Below are 23,684 nucleotides of genomic sequence, written 5' to 3'. Positions count from 1 at the left end.
CGCGAAGCCCAGGCACAACTCGCGGTCGCCGAGGAACGGCTAAGATTCGCACGCGATCTTCACGACGTCATGGGCCGCAACCTCGCCGTCATCGCGGCCGCCCGCTCACCCCGAGGAGGTCGCCTGATGATGTCCGCCCGCCCGCACCCCGAGGAGGTCGTATGAGCCCCGCTCGGCCCCGCGGCCCCAGGCGTCTGCCGCTGAGTCTGCGGCGCACCCCGGTCGCCTGGGACCGGCAACGTCCCACCTGGCGAGAAGCCCGGCCCGCGCTGATCGCCGGCGCCCTCAAGCGGGCGCAGGCCCGCCCCACCGGCAACTGGTACGTCGTCGGAGCCTCACATGACCTGCGCGCCGACCGGCCGCTGGCCCGCACCGTCGCCGGGCGCGAGGTCGTGCTGTGGCGGAACGCGGGCGGTGATCTCGTGGCCGGGCCGGGCAGTTGCCCGCATCTGGGCGCCCCGCTGCGTGACAGCCCGGTCCGCTGCGGCACTCTGGTCTGCCACTGGCACGGAATGGCCCTGGACGGCAGGCCGTTCGCCGGCTGGGAGCCCTGGCCGGCCCACGACGACGGCGTCCTGCTGTGGGTACGGCTGGACGAGGCCGGAGGCGAGCCGGCCACCAGCCGCCCCGCGGTGCCCGAACGCCCCGCGACGGCCGCCGCGCTGACCGCCGTGTACACGGGCATGGGTGTGTGCGAGCCGGACGACGTCGTCGCCAACCGCCTCGACCCCTGGCACGGCGCCTGGTACCACCCCTACTCCTTCGTCGATCTCACCGTGGTGCGGACTCCCGGCCGGGCCGGCGAGGACGACTCGTTCACGGTCGACGTGTCCTTCAAGGTCGCCGGACGCATGGTCGTCCCGGTCCGGGCCGTGTTCACGGCGCCGGGACCGCGCACGGTGCTGATGCGCATCACCGAGGGGGAGGGGGAGGGGTCCGTCGTGGAGACGCACGCCACGCCCCTCGGCACGGACGTGCTGGGGCGGCCGCGCACCGCGGTCGTGGAGGCCGTCGTCGCCACGTCGGCGCGGCCGGGCTTCGCCGTGGCCCGCCGCGCTTCCCCGCTGCTGCGCCCCCTGATGCGAGCCGCGGCGGGCCGCCTGTGGCGTGACGACCTGGCGTACGCGGAGCGCCGGTGGGCCCTGCGCTCCTCCGGTCGTCTTCCCGGCTGACCGACCCCGGTGACGCCCGGCCGAGCGCGCCCGGCACGTGGTCGGCACACGCCGCTCTGCTCCGCCGCTCGTTCAGTCCGCGTGCGTGTGCCGCCCCGCGCCGTCGTCGCCGTAGAGCCCGCTCAGTGTCTCCACGGCGTCCCGCAGTCCGGAGCAGATGCGTCCCGGGGCGCAGGTCGGTCAGGAATCGAGAAGCCGGTTCGCCGAGCGGCTCCTAGCGTGGTGGTCATGGAAACCACCGCATCCCGAACGTCGATCGCAACCGTCACTCTCGAGGTGGCGGACCCCGAGTCCGCCCACCGCTTCTACTCCGCCTTCGGAGTGGACGCGTTCGTTCGCCTGCGGGCGTCCGAGGCGCCCTCCACCGGGTTCCGCGGGTTCACACTGGCGCTCACGGTGGCCGGTCCGGCCACCGTCGACCACTTCGTCGGCGCGGTCGTGGAGGCCGGCGCGACGGTGCTCAAGCCCGCCGCGAAGTCGCTCTGGGGCTACGGCGGCGTCGTCCAGGCCCCGGACGGGACGATCTGGAAAGTCGCGACCTCGGTGAAGAAGGACACCGCCCCGGCCACCCGCCGGATCGACGACGTCGTTCTCCTGCTCGGCGTCGAGGACGTGAAGGCGAGCAAGCAGTTCTACGTCGACCGGGGCCTGACGGTGGCCAGGAGCTTCGGCGGCAAGTACGCCGAGTTCGCCTCCGGCGAGCCCGGCGCGGTCAAACTGGCGTTGTACAAGCGCCGCGGCCTGGCCAAGGACCTCGGCGTCCCCGCCGACGGCACCGGTTCGCACCGCGTCGTCGTCGGCAGCACCGCCGGCCCCTTCACCGACCCCGACGGGTTCGCCTGGGAGACCGCCGCGTAAGCCACCGCCCGGCCCCGTCAGTAGAACTCGACGGTGTTCACCCGGTTGACCGGTTCGAGGCCGTCGAGGAGCCGGGTGGCGTTGGCGGCGAAGAGCTCGGCGATGAGGCGGTCCTCCGCCGCGTCGAGCGCGGCGGTGTGCGGACTCACCAGCACACGGTCGTGGTCCCAGAGCGGGCTGTCCCCCGGCAGAGGCTCCTTCTCGAAGACGTCCAGCGCGGCGAAGCCGACCCGGCCGGAGTCGAGCGCGTCGGCCAGGGCCGTCTCGTCCACGACGCTGCCGCGGCCGACGTTGACCAGACACGCCCCGGGCCGGAGGGCGTCGAAGAACCGCTTGCCGAGGAGGTGCTCGGTGGCATCGGTCCCGGGGAGCGTGTTCACGACGGCGTCCACGGTGCCGGCCACCTCGGCGATGCGGTCCGGGTGCACGACGGCCAAGACGCCGGGAACGCCGGAAGCCTCCGCTCCTCTTCTGCTCGTGCCGACGACCGTCGCGCCCAGCGCGTGGAGCGCCTTCGCCACGGCCCGGCCGATCCCGCCGAGCCCGAGGACGAGGACGGTCTGCCGGCTCACCTGCCCCATCGTCCAGCGGCCGCTCCACTCACGGTCGCGCTGCTGGCGGGCCAGGCGGGGAAGGTCCTTGGCTCCCGCCAGCACGCCGAAGACGGCGAACTCGGCCAGCGGACGTCCGTGCACCCCGGCCGAGGTGGTGAACACGACGCGGCCGAGTTCCTCAGGGGTCAGCCCGGCGGCCTTGACCTGGCCTCCTCCACCCGCCGCCATCGTGTGCACCCAGCGCAGGCGAGGGTTGGCCCGTACGGCGCGCGCCAGTGCGGCCGGGTCGACGTCGGGGATCCCGTAGAGGGCGTCGGCCGAGTCGATCGAGGCCTCGTAGGCGCGCTGCCGGCCGGGGTCGCGCCGCCAGTCCGGGTCGCCCGCGAAGTCCGCGGGCCAGCGCATCGGGGGCAGCAGAGAGTGATCGACGACGAGATCGATCCGCGGCTCCAACTCCTGGATGAGCGCACAGTTCTCCTCGGACAGCGGCGCTGCCACGGCGACGCGGAGGCGGCCGGGCACCCGGTCCCCTCCGGTCATCGGGCGGCGCTCCGCAGCGCCTCGACCTCGGCGTCCAGGGCGGCCTCGCGGGCGACGATCTCCGCCACGGCATCGAGCGCTTCCTCGGCCCGGTGCGGCGGGATGACGATGACGCCGTCCCCGTCGGCGGCGACGATGTCACCCGGGTTCACCACGACGCCGCCGATGGCGACGGCCTCGCCGATCGTGCCCGGTCCGTTCTTGAAGGGACCGGCGGGAGTCAGCCCCCGGGCGAACACCGGGACGCGGAGCTGCTCGATGATCGCCGCGTCGCGCACGAAGCCGTCGACGACCGCGCCGGCGGCACCGTGCACGGCGAAGCGCTGGGCGAGGTTGTCCCCGATGATCGCGCGGCCGTCGTAGCCGAAGGCGTTGATGACGAGGAGATCGCCGGGGCGGATGTGATCCAGCGCCGCGATCACGGCCTTGTTGTCGCCCGCGACGGTGAGGACCGGGAGCGCCGTGCCGACGGCCCTGGCGCCGTTCCACACGGGGGCGATGCCTCCGTCGACGATGTTGAGCCGGTCGAGGGCGTCGCCGAGGTTGGCCACCGAGTGGGCGCGGAACCGTTCGAGCACGTGGTCGTCGACGCGCTCCCACGCCGTGGTCACGCGCACGTTGTCCTGGGTCATCACGGGTTCCTTCGGGTGGTGGGGGTGGACGAGCTGACCAACGAAATGCGAAAGGTTTCGCGTTTCCGTGCGAGTCAGTGTGCATCCATCCGGGGGGCGACACAAGGGGTCGTCGGTGGCTTGAACAAGCCGAGGGGTGCGTCGTCGAGCCGTGGAATCCCTCGTTAATCCGCCGTAACGGTCGCAGAGTCCAAGGTGGAAGCGGGACGGAAGCGCAAGGTGAACGGAAGGCGACGCACATCCTTGACCGCCCGAGAATGCGAACCTATTCTCATTCGCGATTCAAGTCGCACCTTGGCTCCGACGTTGTTCCGCTGCCCTCTCCGTCGCCTTCTCCGGCCTCACCGGGCGAGCAGCCACCTGGACAACGCCGAAGCCGCACAACTCCCCTGAGGCGCCGTCACGGGCTTCCCCTCATGACCCACCACGTATGGGTGCACCTCGGCGCAGAGGCGATCGCCGGCAGCGGCCACGCTCAGCGCACGATCCTCAGGACACCGTCCCCGGAGTCCGCGACACCGAAAGTGAACGCGCATGACAGCGTCAGATCGGCTCGACATCCCATCAGACCGTCCCGAGGCATCGTCGGAGACGCCCGGCGCGACAGCGGTCGACGTCGTCACCGCCGACCGAAAGGTCGTCCGCAAGGCCACTGTCGCGGGCGCGGTGGGCTCCTTCGTCGAGTGGTACGACTACGGCATCTACGGCCTGCTCGTCACCTACCTGGCGATCAACATCATGGGCGAGGCCGACGCCGGCAACCTCTTCCTCACCAATGTCGGCTTCCTGGTCAGCTTCGTCGCCCGTCCCTTCGGCAGCGTGATCTGCGGGTACCTCGGGGACAGGATCGGGCGCAAGGGACTGCTCGCGACCCTTCTGGTGCTGATCTCCGCGGCCACCGCGGCCATCGGAATCATCCCGTCGCACGGCGTCATAGGCGTGGCCGCCCCCGTCCTGCTCGTTCTCCTCCGGGTGCTCCAGGGCTTCTCCGCGGGCGGTGAGGTGGCGGGCGCCATGTCCTTCGTCGGCGAGTACGCACCGGACGCCCGCCGCAACTACATGATGAGCTTCATCGCGGTCGGCTCGTTCGTCGCCCTGATGTTCGGCAGCGCCTTCTCCGCCGTCCTCATCACCACCCTCGGCGACGACTCGATGACCTCCTGGGCGTGGCGGGTGCCCTTCCTGCTCGCCGTGCCGCTCGGCTACGTCGGCTTCTACATCCGCAGCCGACTCGAGGAGACCCCGCACTTCAAGGCCCTGCGCGAGCAGAACACCGTCGCACGCAACCCGCTCAGGGAAGCCTTCACCTCCCGGCGCCACCTCAAGGCGATCGCTCTCACGATCTTCCTCCCCGCGCTCAACGGGCCCGGCTACTACCTGCTCTTCGTCTACATGCCGACGTACCTCAAGACCTCGCTGGGCGAGCACAACTTCTCGATGCTGCGGGCGCTCACGGTCACCGCGGTCAGTCTGGTCGCCATCGTCGTCTGCATCCCGGTCATGGCCCGGCTGTCGGACCGGATCGGCCGCAAGCCCGTACTCGCCGGCTCCGCGATCGCCATGGCCCTCGTCTCGTACCCGATGTTCCGGCTCATCACCACCGGCGAATTCGGGCTCGCCTGCATCGGCACCGTCGTCCTTGCGATGGCCTTCTCCGGGCACGCCGCCGTCGTGCACACCATGCTCGCCGAGATGTTCCCGACCAGCGTGCGCTACTCCGCCTACAGCATCGGATTCAGCGTCTCGACGATCATCTTCGGCGGCAGCGCCCCGCTGGTGATGACCGAGCTGATCGAGTCGACCGGCTCCAACCTCGTCCCGGCCTTCGCCTCCATCATCACCGCCCTGATCACCCTGGTCACGGTCGCCTTTCTGCACGAGACCAAGGGCCGGCCGCTCGCCGCCCGCTGACACACCTCCCCCCACCAGGAGAGACACCATGGGAATCAACTCCGTAGCCGTCGTCGCCGACCTCGGCGAGAGCTTCGGCAACTACACGATCGGCGACGACGGCGCCCTGCTCGGCCTCGTCACCTCGTCGAACATCGCCTGCGGCTTCCACGCCGGCGACCCGCGCATCATGGACCGGACCGTCTCCGACTGCGTCGAGCGCGGCATCGAACTGGGCGCCCACCCCGGCTACCCCGACCTGGTCGGCTTCGGCCGCCGGCTCATCGAGGCGACCGAGGAGGAGATCCGGACCGACGTCCTCTACCAGCTCGGCGCCCTCGACGCCTTCGCGCGGGTGCACGGCGGCACCATCAGCCATGTGGCCCCGCACGGCCGGATGGGCTCGATCGCCCAGACCGACGCCAAGCACGCCCGCGCCATCACCGACGCGATCGCCGCGTACAACACGGACTACATCGTCATCTGCCAGCGCGGTCTCCTGGCCGAGGAGTCGCGCAAGCGCGGCCTGGAGGTCGGCTACGTGTTCCTGGCCGACCGCGGCTACGGCGACGACGGCATGCCCGTCCCGCGCTCCCACGAGGGCGGCCTGATCCACGACCCCGAGCTGATCGGCGAGCGTTCCGCGCAGGTCGTACGGGACGGCACCGTGCGCTCGGTCGACGGCAACGTGGTCCCCCTCGGCCACGACGCCGACGTCCTGCTGCTGCACGGCGACCACCCGAACGTCCTCGCGAACGGCACGGCCTTGCGCGCCGCGCTCGCCGCCGAGGGCATCCAGGTCGCCGGCCTGCGCGACGTCCTGGCGGAGAAGGCACAGAAGGCGGAGGCCGCGCTCGCCGGCTGAGGGCCGGGCGCACCAGGCGATGACCACAGCACAGTACGGCGCCGTCACCGTGGAGCCCTTCGGGGACTCGGCGGTGATGGTGACCATCCCCCACGCCGACCAATCCGTCCGCAGGGCCGGGATCGTGGCGTTCCGCGACCGGTTCCTGGCGCACCTCCCGCACGGTGTGCTCGACGTCGTCTCCGGGATCGAATCCCTGCTCGTCGAGTTCGATCCGCTCGAGACCGCGCCCGAGCACGTGGAGTACGCCGCTCGTCTGGTGGCCCGGTGGGCGCCGTCGCCGTCGGACGGCCCGGCAGGCCCGCACCGGGCCCGGACCTTCGCCATCCCCGTCGTCTTCGACGACGACAACGGCCCTGATCTGGCGTCCGTCGCCGAAGAACTCGGCCTGGCCGCCACCGACGTCGTCGAGGCGATCGCCCGGTCCACCTTCACCATCTGCCTCCTCGGCGCGGCCATGGCGCCGATGATGGACGGACTCAAGGTGCCCCGGCCTGTGCGACGGCGGTCCGAGCCGCGCACGGATGTCGCCCCGGGCGCCGTCATGATCGCCGGAACCAACGCGATCATCCAGCCGTTCCCCGGCCCGACCGGCTGGCGGGTGGTCGGGCGCACGCCGCACACCATCGTCGACATCTCCCGCCCGGACCCCGTGTCGTTCGGCACCGGCGACGTCGTGCGCTTCGTCCCCGTCACCCGGGACGAGGCCGCCGCGCTGGACGCCGGCTTCCTGCTGCCCGCGGAGGTGGCCGTATGAGGACCGTGGCGCTGGACTTCACCAGCACCGGATGGATCACCACGTTCCAGGACCTCGGCCGGAACGGCACGGAACGGCGGGGCGTTCCCACCGGGGGAGCGGCCGACCAGCACTCGGCGGCCGTGGCCAATCTCCTCGTGGGCAACCCCCGCGGCGCGACCCTGGTCGAAAGCCTCGGCGGCGAACTGGCCGTCGTGCCCGACGCCGACGTCCTGCTCGCCGTGACCGGCGCGCCCGCGCGAGTCACCGTCGCGGGCTCGCCCGCCGACAGCTGGTCGCCGCTGGTCGTACCCGCGGGCCACGAGGTGCGGATCCGCGCCGACATGAGCCGGGGGACCCGCACCTATCTGGCGCTGAACGGAGCGCTCGGCACCGAGACCCTGCTGGGCAGCGCTGCCCCGGACGCCCGGATGGGATTCGGGCAGGCCGTCGCCCGCGGTTCGCGCGTCGCGCTGGAGACGGCGTTCCGGGGGTTCGGGCGCCGTCTGTTCGGGGCGCCGCTGTTCCGGCTCCCCGTCCCCGTCCCGCGCTTCGGTGACGGCCCCTGGGTCGTCGACGTCGTACCCAGCCCCGGCATCCGCACGATCGCGGGGATCCGCGAGGTGATCGAGGAGGCGACCTACGTCGTCACCCCCCGCTCCGACCACGTCGGGCTCAGGCTCCACGGGCCGGTGCGGCACCCGGACGACGACACCGAGATCGTGTCGCACGGTGTGCCCGTCGGGGCGCTCCAGATCCCGCACGCCGACGAGCTGATCGTCCTCGGCCGGTACCGCAGCCTGACCGCCGGCTACCCCATCGTCGGCGTCGCCGCCCGGGCGTCCCTGCCCCTGCTCGGACAGGCCGGACCAGGGCGGGAACTGAGGTTCCGCTGGATCGACCGCGAGACCGCGCTGCGTCGCCTCGCCCACCGCGAAGCCGAGATCCGTGTACTCGGACAGGCCGCCGCCGAGGCGTTCCGAGCAGTCGGCTTCGCCGCCGCACCCCCGCCCACACCCTTGCCACAGCTGAACTGAGAATCTATTTTCATATGAAATATGAATCTCATATCTTCGATGGAGATGGAGGAGGAACGGTGACCACAACGCCCCGCACGACCGCGCTCATCACAGGAGCCGGCAGCGGAATGGGGCTGGAGACCGCGCGGCTGCTCGCCCGGGACGGTGCCGCCGTCGCCCTGCTCGGCCGCAGACAGGAAGCCCTCGACTCGGTCGCCGACACGATCCGCTCCGAGGGCGGGACCGCTCTCGCCCTCGCCGCGGACATCACCGACGCGGACGACGTGACCCGCGTCCTGGACCGGGTGCGGACCGAACTAGGCCCCGTCGACGTCCTCGTCAACAACGCGGGCAGCGCTTCCACCGTGCTCAACCCGCAGTGGCTGCCGCACGACGAATGGCGGCAGGTCCTCGACGTGAACCTCACCGCCGTCTTCCAGCTCACCCAGGCCGTCCTGCCCGACATGCTGGACCGCGGCGCCGGGACCATCGTCACCGTCTCCTCGCTCGCCGCCGTCAACCCGAACCTGCTGGGCGGCGCCGCCTACGGCGCGGCAAAGGCCGGCGTCCGCAACTTCATGACCTTCCTGCACAACACCTTCCGCAACCAGGGTCTGCGGGCGATCACCGTGCTGCCCGGCGAAGCCGACACCCCCATCCTCGACAACCGCGCCCGGCCTCCGGCCCCGGAGGAACGCGCCGCAATGGTGCGGCCCGAGGACGTCGCCGAGGCCATTCGCCTGGCCGTCGCCCTTCCGCAGCGCGTCGTCCTCCAGGAGATCGTCGTCGCCCCCACCCGCCAGCGCGACATCTCCGCCGACCTCGACATCAGCCGCTGGACGGGCGCCCCCGCCGACGCCGCACCGCAGGCCTGACCACCCCGCCACAGGAGGAGCGCATGCCGCCCACCATCACCACCCAGCCGCCCCTGTACGACACCGCAGACGCCGTCGCCCGGATCGCGGCCGCGTCCCGCCGGACGCAGCAACCGCAGTCCCGGGGCGACCTCGTCTCCCTCGCGATGGGCGAACCCGACTTCGACACACCCCGGGGCGTGACCGAGGCGGCCACCGCCTCGCTGCGCGCCGGACGCACCCACTACTCACCGCTGCTCGGCGAACCGGCCCTGCGCGAGGCCCTCGCCGCCAAGCTCACCGCCACCGCCGGGACACCGGTCTCCGCCGCCGACATCCTGATCACCCAGGGCGGCACCGCAGGGCTCTCCGCCTCGATCCTCGGCATCGTCAATCCCGGTGACAAGGTGGTCGTCCCCGACCCCACCTACTCGCTCTACGGCGACCTGGTCGCGATGGCCGGCGGCACCGTGGTCCCCGTCCCGCTCGCCCCGGACCTGCACTGGGACCTCGACCGGCTCGCCGACGCCCTCGACGGCGCCAAGCTCTTCGTCTTCTGCAACCCCGTCAACCCGACCGGCATCGTGCACAGCCGCGAGGAACTCGAGGCCCTCGCCCGCCTGCTCGACGGCACCCCCACGATCGTCATCTCCGACGAGGCCTACTCCGACCTCGACTACACCGGCCGGCCCTTCACCTCCGCGATCTCGATCGACGGCCTGCGCGAACGGACCGTCTACTGCCAGACGTTCTCCAAGAGTTACGCGATGACCGGCTGGCGCGTCGGCTATCTCTGGGGACCGGCACCGCTCATCCAGGCGTCAGCACGCGTCCACAACACCTTCAACGGCTCCGTCGGCACCTTCGTCCAGGACGCCGCACTCGTCGCCGTGGAAAGCTGCGACGAGGAGGTCGCGGAGATGCGCGCCGCGTACGAAGAGCGCGGCGAACTCATGCGCAGGGAACTGGCGATGATCCCCGGCCTTACTCTCAGCGCACCGGAAGGAGCCTTCTACCAGTTCCCGCGCTACGACATCGACCTGCCGTCCGTGGAGGTCGTGGCGGCGCTGCGCACGCACGGTGTCGCCGTCCGGCCCGGGAGCGAGTTCGGAGCGCGTGGTGAGGGGCACCTGAGGCTGTCGTACGCTGCCGGCCCGCAGTCCATCACCGAGGGCGTCCGTCGCCTGGCCACCGGCCTTGCGGCCCTGCGATGAGCACCGTCCCGTACACGACCAGGAGTCGTCCCATGCGCAGTGACACCGAGCGGAACCGCAGGCACCTGATCAAGGCAGCCGCGCGACTGTTCGAGAACTCGCCGACGCCCGTCAGCCTCGCCGAGATCGCCAAACACGCCGAGGTGTCCACCGCGACGGCCTACCGTCACTTCTCCTCCGTCGAGGAGATCCTGCACGCTTTCCGCGCCCAAGTGGGCTCCGAACTGAAGGAATTCAGCGCGCGGCAGACCACCCGGGGCATGGCGAAGCTCGAAGCGGTGTCGCGGTACTGGGTGTCGCTCGTCCTCGAACACGGCGGCGCGATGGCCCAGATGCGCTCGCACCGCGGCTACCTCGAACGGCTCCGCGAAGGCACCGGCTACCTCGCCCCGCAGGCCGAGGCACTCGCCGAGCCACTGCGGCAGACCACCGAGGACCTCGGCCTCGGGGACCTCGGCGACGAAGCCCTCTACCTGTGGAACGCGTTGTTCGACCCACGCGACATCCTCGACCTCATCAAGAGCGGACGCACCGAGGACGAGGCCGCCGGCTGCCTGGTGGCCGCCCTGCGCGGCGCGCTGATCGGATGGTCGGCGGCCGACCAGGCGCAGCGTGCCTGACAGCCGACCCGGGTCCCGCCGCCCGCCCGCACCTGAACAGAGAGACAGTCACATGGACGTGAGCGCCCATATCGAGGCCGTGTACGGCGAGATCTGCCGGCGAAACCCCGGGGAGACGGAGTTCCACCAGGCAGCACGTGAGGTCCTGCACGGGCTGGACCCCGTGCTGCGGGCGCACCCGGAGTACACCCAGGCCCGGATCGTGGAGCGGCTCTGTGAACCCGAGCGGCAGCTGATCTTCCGGGTCCCCTGGGTGGACGACCAGGGCACGGTGCGGGTCAACCGCGGATTCCGGGTGGAGTTCAACAGCGCCCTCGGACCGTACAAGGGGGGTCTGAGGTTCCATCCGAGCGTGAACCTCGGCATCGTCAAGTTCCTCGGATTCGAGCAGATCTTCAAGAACGCGCTGACCGGCATGTCGATCGGCGGCGGCAAGGGCGGGGCGGACTTCGACCCCAAGGGGCGCTCGGACGGCGAAGTCATGCGTTTCTGCCAGGCGTTCATGACCGAGCTCCACCGGCACCTGGGCGAGCACACGGACGTGCCGGCCGGGGACATCGGAGTGGGCGCACGCGAGATCGGATACCTCTTCGGCCAGTACAAGCGGATCACCAACCGTTACGAGGCCGGCGTCCTCACCGGCAAGCCGGTCGGCTGGGGCGGTTCGCACGCCCGTACCGAGGCCACCGGCTACGGCGCGGTGTACTTCGCCCAGGAGATGCTCTCCACCCGCGGCCACGGCTTCGACGGACGCCGGGTCGTGGTCTCCGGTTCGGGAAACGTCGCCGTCTACGCCGTGGAGAAGGTCCACGCCCTGGGCGGACGGGTGGTCGCCTGCTCCGACTCCTCCGGCTACCTGGTCGACGAGGACGGTCTCGACCTGACCCTGCTCAAGGAGGTCAAGGAGGTGCGCCGCGCACGCATCTCCGCCTACGCCGAGGCGAAGCCGAGCGCGCGGTTCTCCACCCGGGGGTCGGTCTACGACGTGCCGTGCGACATCGTCCTGCCGTGCGCGACACAGAACGAACTGGGTCAGCAGGATGCCGTCGCGTTGGTGAAGAACGGCGTGCTCGCCGTGGCCGAGGGTGCGAACATGCCCTGCACGCCCGAGGCGGTGGAGGTGTTCCGCGGCGCCGGGGTCCTCTTCGGCCCCGGCAAGGCCGCCAACGCGGGCGGCGTCGCGACCTCCGCACTGGAGATGCAGCAGAACGCCTCGCGCGACAGCTGGACCTTCGAGCGGACCGAGGACCGACTCGCCACCATCATGGGCCAGGTGCACGCCCGGTGCCGCGCCACCGCCGAGACCTACGGCGGGGACGCCGACGACTACGTGCTCGGCGCCAACACCGCGGGCTTTCTCCGCGTCGCCGAGGCGATGCTGGCTCAAGGCGTGGTGTGAGCCGGTCGTCAGGTGAGCCGGTCGTCGGGTGAGCCGCACGCCGCCTTACGGGGCCTGCTCCTCTTCGACAAACGCGGCGATCAGACCGTGGGGTGTGTCGTCACCGAAGAGGAACTCGTGCAGCCGGTTGCCCTCGGCGGCGGCTTCGGCACCGCGGGCGACCGTATCCGCGGATGCGGCTCGCTGCCCCTCGTCAACCGGTTCGGCCGCCCCGAAGCCCACTGTCCCGAAGGCCACCGCCCCGAAGCCGGCCGTCGCGGAGGTCGCCATCGCCATCCGGGAGCCCGCCGTCCTGGAGAGCCGCCGCCACCGTTCCCGCGGCCCTGAGCACCGGCACCGCCTCCAGGACGAGGATCGCGAGGTCGTCGTCGATCGGCTCGGTACTGAAGTCGTGAGCGGCTCGCCGGACCCGTTCCGCCACGGCCTTCGCACCGAGTCCCATGCAGCCCTGCAGGACCTCCGCCAGACCGTCGTCGTCGTCCAACTGCCGTGATCCGTTGCGGCGTTCGGTCACACCGTCGGTCACGCACAGCAGCGTCTCACCCGGCGCCAAGGTGAAGGAGTCGGCGTGGAACTCCGCATGCTCCTCCACGCCGAGCAGCATCTGCGGGTTCGCGGCCGGCATCACGGAACCGTCCGTCGACAGCCGCAACGGCGGCGGGTGCCCGGCGCTGGCTATCGTGCACCGGGTGCCGCCGGTGACCGAGTCGGGTTCCAACTCCCCGTACAGCAGGCTCAGGAATCGGGACCCCTCTTGTTCGCCGCGGAATGCCAGGGCCTCGGCGGCCTCCTCCGCCATGGCGAGGTTCAGCCGGTTGAGCAGGGACTCGACGCCGTGACCCTCGCGTGCCAGCAGCCGGACGAGGTGCCGGGCCATGCCGGTGACGGACATGGCCTCCACGTCGTGGCCGGACACGTCACCGAGCAGGAAGCACCACCGGCGGTCGTTCACCGGGAACAGGTCGTAGAAGTCCCCGCCGACGGTCTGCCCCTCCCCCCAGGGCTCGTAGACGATCGCCGTGTCGACGCCCGGAATGGCGGCGAGGGAGGTGGGGAGCTGCCGGCGCTGCAGCGTCCGGCTGATGCTCGCCTGCCGCGTGTAGTGGCGGGCCGTGACCACGGCCTGGGCCATGCGCCGGGCCACGTCCCCGATGAGCCGTACGACGGTGTCGGTCAGCTCCGGCAATCCCGCCTGGCCGATCAGGAGCGTGCCGTGGTACCGGCCGCCCGCGACCAAGGGGAACGCCAGCGCCGAACCGCCGGTGTTCTCGTGGCCCCCGCCCTCGGGCCAGGGCCACGGGACGCCGGTCGTGCTCAGTGCCGCCGTGGGACGGTCCTTCTCCAGGGCGAGTCGGAGCGCGCCGATGCGCCGCTCGTCCACGTGCCAGACACGGGAGAGCCGCATCCCTGCAGGGTCCGTGGTCAGCCATACACCGCACCAGTCGGCGAGTCTCGGGACCAGGAGCTGTCCGGCGAGCGCGGCGACCATGTCCTCGTCCAACTGTCCGGCGAGGAGCTCTCCGGCCTCCGCGAGGAACCACTGACCCTCGCGCTCGGCCCACTCGCCCCTGCGCCCCGGGCGCTCGCGCGGCAGGACGGGGTCGGCGGGCGGCTCCCCGCGGGGGACGGTCGCGGGGAGGGAACCGGGGACGTTCCGCTCCGCGGCGGCGAGCGGGGCCACCAGCGCGCACTCCAGGCGGAACCACGTGGCCTTTCCGGTGCGCCGGTAGGTCACGCCCCAGGACTCGGCGAGGGTCCGCATCAGATGCCGGGAGTAGCCGCGCACGTGGTTCAGCAGTCGTTTGCGGTCGTCGGGCCAGTCGGCGGAGCCCTGCTCCACCACCTCGACCACGGCGTCCACCCACCCGGCCTCGGCCTGTGCGGAATCGGCCGGGGGGCCGGGGTCGGCCTCGAGGCGGCAGACCACCTCGATGTCGGACCCGGCATGCGCGACAGCGCTGGTGACCAGCTCGCTGACGAGGAGCACGGCGTCATCGACGGACCGGGAACTGATCGTCGGCGCCCCGGGATAACGCGGTGCGGTCCGCTCGGCGAGCACGGCACGCAGGAACTTGCGCGCCGCCGAGGCAGCGAGCTCGTTGGCGGGTACACGCATCCGTGCCGCTGCTGAACGCGGCCCGAAAAGTGACCCCACTTGTGGCCCCACCGGTGCCCCCTGCCCAGCTGTCTATGGACGCATACAGGACGAATGTAGCCTAAAGGAGAAGCACCGGTACTTTTACCTGAAGAAATGTGCTGCCATGGACTCTGCCACTCACCCTGAACTCGCTTCTCCTGGGCCAGGATTCGAGGAGCGGGAGACCGCTGAATCCGTGCCTGAGAACGCAGGCCGGCCCCCCTCTGCCCCCGACGGCGAGTGGGTGCGAGTGGCCGAACTGCGTCCACTGCTCGCCGCCATGACGTCCCTCTGTGACGGGGACTTCACCGTACGGATAAGGGATCTGCCCGGCGGTGTCCCCGGCGAGATGGCGGGGGTGTTCAACCAGATCACAGCGCGGAACGCGCACCTGGCTTCGGAGCTCGAGCGGGTGCGCCGGGAGGTGGTCCGCCAGGGACGACTTGACGAGCGGCTCGCGGCGAGCCCCGGCCAGGGGGAGTGGACGACGAGTGTGGACGCAGCCAATAGTCTGCTGGAATCGCTGTCCGTCCCCATCGTGAACGCCACCCGCGTACTGGACGCGGTCGCTGACGGTGACCTGACACAGCGCGCCGAGTTGCACGACGGCCGGCGCCGGCTCCGGGGCGATCTACGGCGTCTGGGGTGCGGGGTGAACCGCATGGTGGAACAGCTGTCGCTGTTCACCGGCGAGCTGACCCGGGTCTCCCGGGAGGTCGGCACCGAGGGCCGCCTCGGCGGGCGGGCCACGGTGCAGGGGCTGGGCGGCGACTGGCGCTTCGTGACCGAGGCCGTCAACACGATGGCCTCCCGGCTCACCGCCCAGGTGCGCGACATCGCGGTGGTGACCACGGCGGTCGCGCGCGGCGACCTGACCCAGCAGGTCACCGTCGAGGCGACCGGGGAGCTGCTGGAGCTCAAGCTGACCGTGAACACGATGGTCGACCAGCTGCGGGCGTTCGCCGACGAGGTGACCCGGGTGTCCCGTGAGGTCGGCACCGAGGGACAGCTGGGCGGGCGGGCACAGGTGCCGGGCGTCTCGGGAGTGTGGAAGGACCTCACGGACAACGTCAACTTCATGGCGTCGAACCTGACCTCCCAGGTCCGCAACATCGCCCAGGTGACCACGGCGGTCGCCACCGGCGATCTGAGCCAGAAGATCACGGTCGACGCCCGGGGCGAGATCCTGCAGCTCAAGAGCACCGTGAACACGATGGTCGACCAGTTGTCGGCATTCGCGGGCGAGGTCACCCGCGTCGCCCGTGAGGTCGGTACGGAGGGGCGGCTCGGTGGCCGGGCGCAGGTCCGCGGCGTCTCCGGGGTGTGGAAGGACCTCACGGAGAACGTGAACTTCATGGCGGACAACCTGACCTCGCAGGTCCGCAACATCGCCCAGGTCGCCACGGCCGTGGCCCAGGGCGACCTCGGTAAGACGATCACGGTGGAGGCGAAGGGCGAGATCCTGGAGCTCAAGTCCACGATCAACACGATGGTCGACCAGCTGTCCGCCTTCGCCGACGAGGTCACCCGGGTCGCCCGCGAGGTCGGCACCGAGGGCAATCTGGGCGGGCAGGCGCAGGTCCGCGGGGTCTCCGGGGTCTGGAAGGAGCTGACGGACAACGTCAACTTCATGGCGTCGAACCTGACCTCGCAGGTCCGCAACATCGCCCAGGTGACCACATCGGTGGCCAACGGCGACCTGTCGAAGAAGATCACGGTCGACGCCCGCGGGGAGATCCTCCAGCTGAAGGAGACCGTGAACACGATGGTCGACCAGCTGCGGGCGTTCGCCGACGAGGTCACCCGGGTCGCGCGCGAGGTCGGCACGGAGGGGCGGCTGGGCGGCCGGGCGCAGGTCCGCGGGGCGTCCGGGGTGTGGATGGACCTCACGGACAACGTCAACTTCATGGCCTACAACCTCACCTCGCAGGTCCGCAACATCGCCCAGGTCGCCACGGCCGTCGCCCAGGGCGACCTGTCGAAGAAGATCGACGTGGACGCGCGCGGCGAGATCCTGGAGCTGAAGACCACCATCAACACGATGGTCGACACGCTCTCCTCGTTCTCCTCCGAGGTCACCCGTGTCGCCCGTGAGGTCGGCAGCGAAGGGCAGTTGGGCGGCCAGGCCCGGGTCGAGGGCGTCTACGGAACGTGGAAACGGCTGACCACCAACGTCAACGAGCTGGCGCTCAACCTGACCACCCAGGTCCGGGCGATCGCGGAGGTCGCCAGTGCGGTCACCCAGGGTGACATGTCCCGCGCCATCACGGTGGAGGCACAGGGCGAGGTCGCCGAACTGAAGAACAACATCAACCTCATGGTCTCCAACCTCCGCGAGACCACCCGCGCCAAGGACTGGCTGGAGTCGAACCTGACCCGCATGGCCGGGCTCATGCAGGGTCACCGCGACCTCGTGGAGGTCGCCGACCTGATCCTGCGCGAGCTCACTCCGCTGGTGAACGCGCAGTTCGGTGCGTTCTTCCTGGCCGAAGCGGGGGCGCCGGCCGGTGAGGGCCTCGAGTTCATCGCCGGCTACGGCACCGACCAGGCCGGCGGCGGCGGCCCGCTCCCCGGCACCGGGACCCCGGGCCGTGGACTGATCGCGCAGGCCGCGCAGGAGAAGAAGCGCATCCTCATCACGGACGCCCCGGCCGACTACATCACCATCAACTCGGGGCTCGGCACGGCCCGTCCGGCCAGCATCGTCATCCTGCCCATTCTCTTCGAGGACCAGGTGCTCGGCGTGATCGAGCTGGCCTCGCTCAGCAAGTTCAGCGATGTGCACCTGGCCTTCATCGACCAGTTCGTCAACACGATCGGCGTCTCGATCAACACGATCATCGCCAACTCGCGTACCGAGTCGCTGCTGTCGGAGTCCCAGCGGCTGACCTCCGAGCTGCGTGAGCGGTCGGACGAACTCCAGAGCTCCAACGCCGAACTCGAGGAGAAGGCCGCACTGCTCGCGACCGCGTCGCAGTACAAGTCGGAGTTCCTCGCGAACATGTCGCACGAGCTGCGCACGCCGCTCAACTCCCTGCTGATCCTGGCCCGGCTGCTCGCCGACAACCCCGACGGGCACCTCACGGAACAGGAGGTGCAGTTCGCGACCACCATTCACCGCTCGGGATCGGACCTGCTCCAGCTGATCAGCGACATTCTCGACCTGTCGAAGATCGAGGCAGGTCGGATGGATGTGCGTCCGAAGACCCTCCCGCTGATCAAGCTGCTCGACTACGTCCACGCGACCTTCCGGCCGCTCACCATCGACCGCGGTCTGGGCTTCGAGATCGCGGTCGAGAAAAACGTACCGGCCGAGCTGTACTCCGACGAGCAGCGCCTCCAGCAGGTACTGCGCAACCTGCTGTCCAACGCGGTGAAGTTCACCCACGACGGCAGCGTGGAGCTGCGCGTCAACCGGGTGCTGGGCATGCAGTTCTCCGAGGAGACGCTGAAGAACGCGGAAGCCGTCATCGCGTTCGCCGTGAAGGACACCGGGATCGGCATCGCCCCTGAGAAGCTCCCGATGATCTTCGAGGCGTTCCAGCAGTCCGAGGGCACCACCAACCGCAAGTACGGCGGCACCGGACTCGGCCTGTCCATCAGCCGGGAGATCGCCGGGATGCTCGGCGGCAAGATCGTCGCCGAGAGCGAGCCGGGCGTGGGATCTCGCTTCACCCTCTACATACCGGCGTTCCATCCCGGCGTCACGGCTGTGCAGGGCCCGGCGGATCTGCGCACCGTCGCCACCGCGCCCCCGCTTCCCGCGCAGAACCGGGCGTCGACGGCTCCCGTCACGGACGGGTCACCGGAGCAAGTGCTGGACCTCGCGGGGAACTTCAGTGTCGACGTCCCGGCTCCGGACCGCCCGGCGGACGACCAGGCCGGCACACCGTCCCAGGGGAACGGCGACAGCCGCGAGGACACCTGGCCGGAGACGACGCGGCTCAAGGAATGGCTCAGCGGGCGCGCCGGTCGCGTCCTGGCGGGCAGTCGCCTCCTCATCGTCGACGACGACATCCGCAACGTCTTCGCCCTCACCCATGCGCTGGGCCGTGTCGGCATCACCGTGAGGTACGCGGAGAACGGACGGGAGGGGCTCGAGGTCCTGGAACGGTCCCCTGATGTGTCCCTGGTCCTGATGGACATCATGATGCCCGAGATGGACGGGTACGAGACCATCCGCACCATCCGGAGCACCCCTCGTCTCGCTCACCTGCCGATCATCGCGCTCACCGCCAAGGCGATGCCCGGAGACCGCGACAAGGCGATCGACAGCGGCGCCGACGACTACGTGCCCAAGCCGGTGAACGTCGACCGTCTGCTGACGGTCATCTGCGATCTGCTCGACCCGCAGAACGCCGCCCCGGAGCCGGAGCAGGACGCCGGCGTGACCGATGAACCGCCGGGCGTGGACGACAGCGCCGACGAACCGCCGGGGGACGCGCGATGAGCGCCGGGCTGGCCGGCCCCTCCAGCATCCTCATCGTCGATGACATGGAGGAGAACCTCGTCGCGTTCGAGGCCGTACTCGGCCCGCTGCACCAGCACGTGGTCCGTGCGCGCTCGGGGGAGCAGGCGCTGAAGGCGATGCTGCGCCAGGAGTTCGCGGTCGTCCTCCTGGACGTCCGGATGCCGGGCATGGACGGCTTCGAGACGGCCGCCAACATCAAGCGCCTGGACCAGACCAAGGACGTGCCCATCATCCTGGTGACCGGAACCGAGGGGGGCGCGGACTACGCCTACCGGGGATACGCCATCGGCGCCGCCGACTTCATCGCCAAGCCCGTCGACCCGTGGGTGCTGCGCACCAAGGTCAACGTCTTCCTCGACCTGCACCGCAAGAACCGCCAGTTGGCCATGCGCGCGGTCGAGGAAGACGCGGACCGGCTCACGGAGATCACCGAACGGCTCACCCAGATCGAACAGTTGCTGCGCAGCAGGCCGGACACCGACACGGCGGTCCTCCTCGACCGCATCACAGAAGTGCAGCGCGCGGTGGGAGCCCTCCTCCCGGACGGCACCGGCACCGAGTAGAGGCACACAGCCGTCGAGCTCGCGTTCCGTCGCCGCATCGCTCAGCGTCCGGGACCCGGCGAGGGGAGCGATGCGGCGTCAGTCGCGCCGGTTCGCATATTCCTCCCGAGTGACGGCGTAGACGCGCACCCGGGTGCCGTGCGAGGGCACCTCCGTCTCGCGGTCGAGGCGCATGCCGAGCTTGCGCATGACGCCCTCCGACGCGGCGTTGTCCACGTTGCAGATGCTCAGGACCCGTTCCAGGCCGACGATGTCGAAAGCATGTCCGAGAGCGGCGCGAGCAGCCTCTGTGGCGAGGCCGCGGCCCCAGAACCGGTGGGCGAGACGCCAGCCGATCTCCACGCCGGGCAGCACCTCCGGCAGGAAGTCCGGCACGGTGGTACCCGTCCAGCCCGTCAGCTCCCCGGTCCTGCGGAGCTCGACGGCGAACATGCCGTGGCCCCGCTCCTCCCACTCGACACGCATCCGGGACAGGCTCGCCGCCGTCTCCTCGCGTGCGCGTACGGAGCCGTCACCGATGTACCGCATCACCTCCGGATCGGCGTACATCTCGGCGAGCGGGTCGAGGTCGTCGTCGCGCCAGGGCCGCAACCGCAGACGGGCAGTGAGGAGTTCGGGCACCTACGCATCATCCACCCCCCACGCTTCAGGAGTGCACTCGACTGTTCCCTGATTCCCCGTCAGTAGGTCATCTGTCCCGGACTCTTGACTCGCAAAGCGGTAGTGGCCATTCTCGTCGCAGCTTGGGCGAGGTCATGACAACCCGGCTCGCTCCCGGTCATCAGGCCGCGGTCGGCCGGACCAGTCGGCCGCGCCATCCCCCCGACCGAGGGACGTGGGCTGTGACCACTACCGGACGCGCGTACCGCAGACGCAAGCACATCACGCTGGCATCGCTCCTCCTGCTGGTGCTGACCATCGCACTGGGCCCGACGCCGAGTTCGGCGGCGGGAACCGACTGGTGGGTCCCCACCGCACGGCCCGCGCCGGACTCCGGGATCAACGTCACGGGCGAACCCTTCACCGGCACCGGCCCAGGCGGCGAGGTACGCGGTTTCGTCGACGCGCACGACCACATCTTCTCCAACGAGGCCTTCGGCGGACGCCTGATCTGTGGAAAGCCGTTCTCCGAGCAGGGCGTCGCCGACGCGCTCAAGGACTGTCCCGAGCACTACCCGGACGGCTCGCTCGCGATCTTCGACTTCATCACCAACGGCGGTGACGGCAAGCACGACCCGGTCGGCTGGCCCACCTTCAAGGACTGGCCGGCCCACGACTCGCTGACCCACCAGCAGAACTACTACGCCTGGGTGGAGCGCGCCTGGCGCGGCGGCCAGCGGGTACTGGTCAACAACCTCGTCACCAACGGCGTCATCTGCTCCGTGTACTTCTTCAAGGACCGCGGCTGCGACGAGATGACGTCCATCCGGCTCCAGGCCAAGCTGACGTACGACATGCAGTCCTTCGTCGACAAGATGTACGGCGGCCCCGGCAAGGGCTGGTTCCGGATCGTCACCGACAGCGCCCAGGCCCGGAAGGTCATCGAGCAGGGCAAGCTGGCGGTGATCCTCGGTGTGGAGACCTCCGAGCCCTTCGGCTGCAAACAGATCCTCGACATCGCGCAGTGCGACAGGGCCGACATCGACAAGGGCCTGGACGAGCTGTACGCGCTGGGAGTGCGCAGCATGTTCCTGTGCCACAAGTTCGACAACGCGCTGTGCGGCGTCCGCTTCGACTCGGGCACCCTCGGAACGGCCATCAACGTCGGCCAGTTCCTGTCGACCGGCACCTTCTGGAAGACGGAGAAGTGCACGGGCCCCCAGCACGACAACCCCATCGGCGACGCCCCGGCCGCAGAGGCCGAGAAGAAGCTCCCCGCGGGCGCGGAGGTGCCCTCCTACAGCGCCGACGCCCAGTGCAACGTCCGCGGACTCACCGAACTCGGCGAGTACGCCACCCGCGGCATGATGCGACGCGGGATGATGCTGGAGATCGACCACATGAGCGTCAAGGCCGCCGGCCGGGTGCTCGACATCTTCGAGGCCGAGTCCTACCCCGGCGTGCTCTCCTCGCACAGCTGGATGGACATGGACTGGACCGAACGGGTCTACGGCCTCGGCGGCTTCATCGCCCAGTACATGCACGGTTCCGAGGGCTTCGTCTCGGAGGCCAGGCGCACCGAGGCCCTGCGCGACAAGTACGGCGTGGGCTACGGCTACGGCACCGACATGAACGGCGTCGGCGGCTGGCCGGGACCGCGCGGCGTGGACGCCCCGAACAAGGTGACGTACCCGTTCAAGAGCACCGACGGCGGCTCGGTCATCGACCGGCAGACCACGGGTCAGCGCACCTGGGACCTCAACACCGACGGTGCGGCCCACTACGGCCTAGTCCCGGACTGGATCGAGGACATCCGCCGCGTCGGCGGCCAGGACGTGGTCGACGACCTCTTCCGGGGCGCCGAGTCCTACCTCGGCACCTGGGCGGCCTCCGAGGGCCACGAGGCCGGGGTGAACCTCGCGCGGGGTGCCGGCACGTCGGCCAGCTCGTCCGAGTGGAGCCTGTTCACGAGCTACCGGCCCGGCCGGGCCGTCGACGGTGACGGCGGCACCCGCTGGGCCAGCGACTGGAGCGACGACCAGTGGTTCCAGGTCGACCTCGGCTCCACCCGCCAGGTCGAACGAGTGAGCCTCGACTGGGAGCGCGCGTACGGTAAGGCCTACCGCATCGAACTCTCCACGGACGGCGAGAACTGGCGAACCGCCTGGTCCACGACCGCCGGTGACGGCGGCCTGGACACGGCCAGGTTCACCGGCACCCCGGCCAGATACGTACGCGTTCACGGCGAGCAGCGCGGCACCGACTGGGGCTACTCCCTCTACGAGGTCGGCGTCCACAGCGGCTGACACCCACGAGAGGGGCTCCATGGCACGGTTGCCGTCCGCCGAGCGGCGGCGACAACTCACCGAAGCGGCGATCAGGGCGATGGCCCGGGACGGCGTCCCCAGGACGACGACCCGGTCCATCGCCGCCGAAGCCGGCGTCTCGCTGAGCGTCGTCCACTACTGCTTCGACTCCAAACAGGAGCTGATCGAGTCCGTCATCAACACCATCACCGGGCACTACGTGGCAGTGGTGAAGGAGGCCCTGCGGCCCAGGACCACCCTCGAGGAGACCGTCCGGGCCGGCTTCCGGGCGTACTGGGACCACGTCCGCGCCCACCCCGACGAGCACATGCTCACGTACGAGCTCACGCAGTACGCGCTGCGTCAGCCCGGCTTCGAACATCTGGCACGACGCCAGTACGAGCTGTACGCCGAGGCATACATCGAGCTGATCGACCAACTACGGCAGACCATGGGCCTGCGCCTGCGCGTACCCGCCCCCGTTCTGGCACGCTACCTGGCCGCCATGACCGACGGCCTCACCCTCAACTACCTCGTGCTCGGCGACGACACCACCTGGACCGGCATCCTCGACACGGTCACCGCGCACATCACCGGCCTGGTGCGCGACCCCTGAAGGGTACGCCCGGGCATGCCCTCGGCCGAAGCGGGGCAGCTCTGACCCATGACTACGGATGGCGGCGCTGCCCCCGGGGTACAGGTCTGCTCCCTCAAGGTCGACACCCCTCAGCTGATCGCGCCGGGAACCACGTACAAGATCGTCCGGTTCCCCTTCGGCGCGGCGGAGTCGACGGACCGGTTCGAGATGCACCAGGCCGTACAGCCGGACGGCTACGTGGTGGGCAACTGGGCGACGGACGACCGCAGCGGTCTCGTCTGGCCCTCCAAAGCCGGCTGGGGCCACCTGCACGCGATGATCCAGTGGGAGGCCGCCGGCGGCACCGGCGGCTACACCGAACTGCGCGACCAGTTCGTCCGTGACCCACTGGCCCTGACCCCCGACCCCGACGACACCACGGCGACCGAACACCGCACGCCCACGCCCGGCGGCCAGTACTACGTCAAGAACCACGGCATCTTCGTCACCCCGGGCACCCCGCTGGCGCTCCGCGTCACGCACAACGACGCCACCCCGCGCCTGCTGACCCTCGCCGAGTTCAAGCTCGTCATCCACGACGCCGCCTGATACCCCGGACCGCCCTGAACGCGCGGGATCCGCGCCCGACTCCTTACGCTCGTAGAAACGGCTTCCCT

General features: G+C 70.4%; 19 protein-coding genes and 1 pseudogene. 16 read left to right on the top strand and 4 right to left on the bottom strand.

What is annotated here, in order from left to right:
- The 3 genes and pseudogenes from ABZ016_RS27450 to ABZ016_RS27440 form a co-directional block, all read left to right on the top strand.
- Positions 1-93, top strand: a pseudogene (locus ABZ016_RS27450) (histidine kinase); the annotation flags it as partial.
- Between the two features lie 68 nt (positions 94-161).
- The gene (locus ABZ016_RS27445; protein WP_356919358.1) at positions 162-1,172 is read left to right on the top strand and encodes a DUF5914 domain-containing protein; all 1,011 of its coding nucleotides are present in this window, start codon (positions 162-164) and stop codon (positions 1,170-1,172) included.
- 228 nt (positions 1,173-1,400) lie between these two features.
- Positions 1,401-2,030: a glyoxalase gene (locus tag ABZ016_RS27440; RefSeq protein WP_356919357.1), complete on the top strand. Its 630-nt coding sequence runs from the start codon at positions 1,401-1,403 to the stop codon at positions 2,028-2,030.
- 17 nt (positions 2,031-2,047) lie between these two features.
- Here the strand turns inward: ABZ016_RS27440 and ABZ016_RS27435 are convergent, their stop codons facing one another.
- Positions 2,048-3,124 carry a D-2-hydroxyacid dehydrogenase gene (locus tag ABZ016_RS27435; protein WP_356919356.1) on the bottom strand — a complete coding sequence of 359 codons (1,077 nt, stop codon included), beginning with the start codon at positions 3,122-3,124 and terminating at the stop codon, positions 2,048-2,050.
- On the bottom strand, positions 3,121-3,756 hold the full coding sequence (locus tag ABZ016_RS27430) for an RraA family protein (RefSeq protein WP_356919355.1): 636 nt from the start codon (positions 3,754-3,756) through the stop codon (positions 3,121-3,123). Before ABZ016_RS27430 ends, ABZ016_RS27435 begins: the two co-directional genes overlap by 4 nt.
- A gap of 534 nt (positions 3,757-4,290) precedes the next feature.
- On the opposite strand from ABZ016_RS27430, the gene ABZ016_RS27425 reads away from it, so the two are divergent.
- From ABZ016_RS27425 to gdhA, 8 genes are read left to right on the top strand one after another with little or no spacing between them, the layout of a single operon-like run.
- Positions 4,291-5,667 (top strand): MFS transporter, encoded by a 1,377-nt coding sequence (locus ABZ016_RS27425; protein WP_356919354.1) that lies wholly within the window; start codon positions 4,291-4,293, stop codon positions 5,665-5,667.
- A 28-nt stretch (positions 5,668-5,695) separates the two neighbouring features.
- Positions 5,696-6,511 carry a 5-oxoprolinase subunit PxpA gene (locus ABZ016_RS27420; RefSeq protein WP_356919353.1) on the top strand — a complete coding sequence of 272 codons (816 nt, stop codon included), beginning with the start codon at positions 5,696-5,698 and terminating at the stop codon, positions 6,509-6,511.
- 19 nt (positions 6,512-6,530) lie between these two features.
- Complete coding sequence (locus tag ABZ016_RS27415; RefSeq protein ID WP_356919352.1) at positions 6,531-7,268, top strand: carboxyltransferase domain-containing protein; 738 nt, start codon at positions 6,531-6,533, stop codon at positions 7,266-7,268.
- Positions 7,265-8,284, top strand: a complete 1,020-nt coding sequence (locus ABZ016_RS27410; protein ID WP_356919351.1) for an allophanate hydrolase — start codon at positions 7,265-7,267, stop codon at positions 8,282-8,284. The genes ABZ016_RS27415 and ABZ016_RS27410 overlap by 4 nt, the downstream gene beginning before the upstream one ends.
- A 59-nt stretch (positions 8,285-8,343) precedes the next feature.
- Positions 8,344-9,141 carry an SDR family oxidoreductase gene (locus ABZ016_RS27405; protein WP_356919350.1) on the top strand — a complete coding sequence of 266 codons (798 nt, stop codon included), beginning with the start codon at positions 8,344-8,346 and terminating at the stop codon, positions 9,139-9,141.
- 23 nt (positions 9,142-9,164) lie between these two features.
- Complete coding sequence (locus ABZ016_RS27400) at positions 9,165-10,334, top strand: aminotransferase class I/II-fold pyridoxal phosphate-dependent enzyme (RefSeq protein WP_356919349.1); 1,170 nt, start codon at positions 9,165-9,167, stop codon at positions 10,332-10,334.
- 32 nt (positions 10,335-10,366) lie between these two features.
- Complete coding sequence (locus ABZ016_RS27395) at positions 10,367-10,954, top strand: helix-turn-helix domain-containing protein (RefSeq protein ID WP_356919348.1); 588 nt, start codon at positions 10,367-10,369, stop codon at positions 10,952-10,954.
- A gap of 52 nt (positions 10,955-11,006) precedes the next feature.
- Positions 11,007-12,353, top strand: coding sequence for an NADP-specific glutamate dehydrogenase (gene gdhA, locus ABZ016_RS27390; protein ID WP_356919347.1), 1,347 nt, complete (start codon positions 11,007-11,009; stop codon positions 12,351-12,353).
- 193 nt (positions 12,354-12,546) lie between these two features.
- On the opposite strand, the gene ABZ016_RS27385 is transcribed toward gdhA, so the two are convergent.
- Positions 12,547-14,469, bottom strand: coding sequence for an ATP-binding SpoIIE family protein phosphatase (locus ABZ016_RS27385; RefSeq protein ID WP_356919346.1), 1,923 nt, complete (start codon positions 14,467-14,469; stop codon positions 12,547-12,549).
- Positions 14,470-14,770: 301 nt separating this feature from the next.
- Between ABZ016_RS27385 and ABZ016_RS27380 the strand changes: the two genes are divergently transcribed.
- Together ABZ016_RS27380 and ABZ016_RS27375 are read left to right on the top strand one after the other, a co-directional pair.
- A complete protein-coding gene (locus ABZ016_RS27380; protein ID WP_356919364.1) occupies positions 14,771-18,940 on the top strand; it encodes a HAMP domain-containing protein in 4,170 nt (1,389 codons plus the stop codon).
- Positions 18,937-19,524 carry a response regulator gene (locus ABZ016_RS27375; RefSeq protein WP_356919345.1) on the top strand — a complete coding sequence of 196 codons (588 nt, stop codon included), beginning with the start codon at positions 18,937-18,939 and terminating at the stop codon, positions 19,522-19,524. Before ABZ016_RS27380 ends, ABZ016_RS27375 begins: the two co-directional genes overlap by 4 nt.
- A gap of 78 nt (positions 19,525-19,602) precedes the next feature.
- Here the strand turns inward: ABZ016_RS27375 and ABZ016_RS27370 are convergent, their stop codons facing one another.
- Positions 19,603-20,145, bottom strand: coding sequence for a GNAT family N-acetyltransferase (locus ABZ016_RS27370; protein WP_356919344.1), 543 nt, complete (start codon positions 20,143-20,145; stop codon positions 19,603-19,605).
- A 221-nt stretch (positions 20,146-20,366) separates the two neighbouring features.
- Here ABZ016_RS27370 and ABZ016_RS27365 point away from each other — a divergent pair, with 221 nt between their 5' ends.
- The 3 genes from ABZ016_RS27365 to ABZ016_RS27355 are packed head-to-tail and all read left to right on the top strand — an operon-like array spanning position 20,367 to position 23,616.
- Positions 20,367-22,430, top strand: coding sequence for a discoidin domain-containing protein (locus tag ABZ016_RS27365; RefSeq protein WP_356919343.1), 2,064 nt, complete (start codon positions 20,367-20,369; stop codon positions 22,428-22,430).
- 19 nt (positions 22,431-22,449) lie between these two features.
- Positions 22,450-23,046, top strand: coding sequence for a TetR/AcrR family transcriptional regulator (locus ABZ016_RS27360; RefSeq protein ID WP_356919342.1), 597 nt, complete (start codon positions 22,450-22,452; stop codon positions 23,044-23,046).
- 48 nt (positions 23,047-23,094) lie between these two features.
- Positions 23,095-23,616 carry a hypothetical protein gene (locus tag ABZ016_RS27355; protein ID WP_356919341.1) on the top strand — a complete coding sequence of 174 codons (522 nt, stop codon included), beginning with the start codon at positions 23,095-23,097 and terminating at the stop codon, positions 23,614-23,616.
- Positions 23,617-23,684: the final 68 nt, after the last annotated feature.

The sequence above is a fragment of the Streptomyces sp. NPDC006372 genome, assembly GCF_040612515.1.
Lineage (GTDB): Bacteria > Actinomycetota > Actinomycetes > Streptomycetales > Streptomycetaceae > Streptomyces.
The sequence above is the reverse complement of the archived record's forward strand: the minus strand, read 5'-3'. Positions and strand labels throughout refer to the sequence as shown.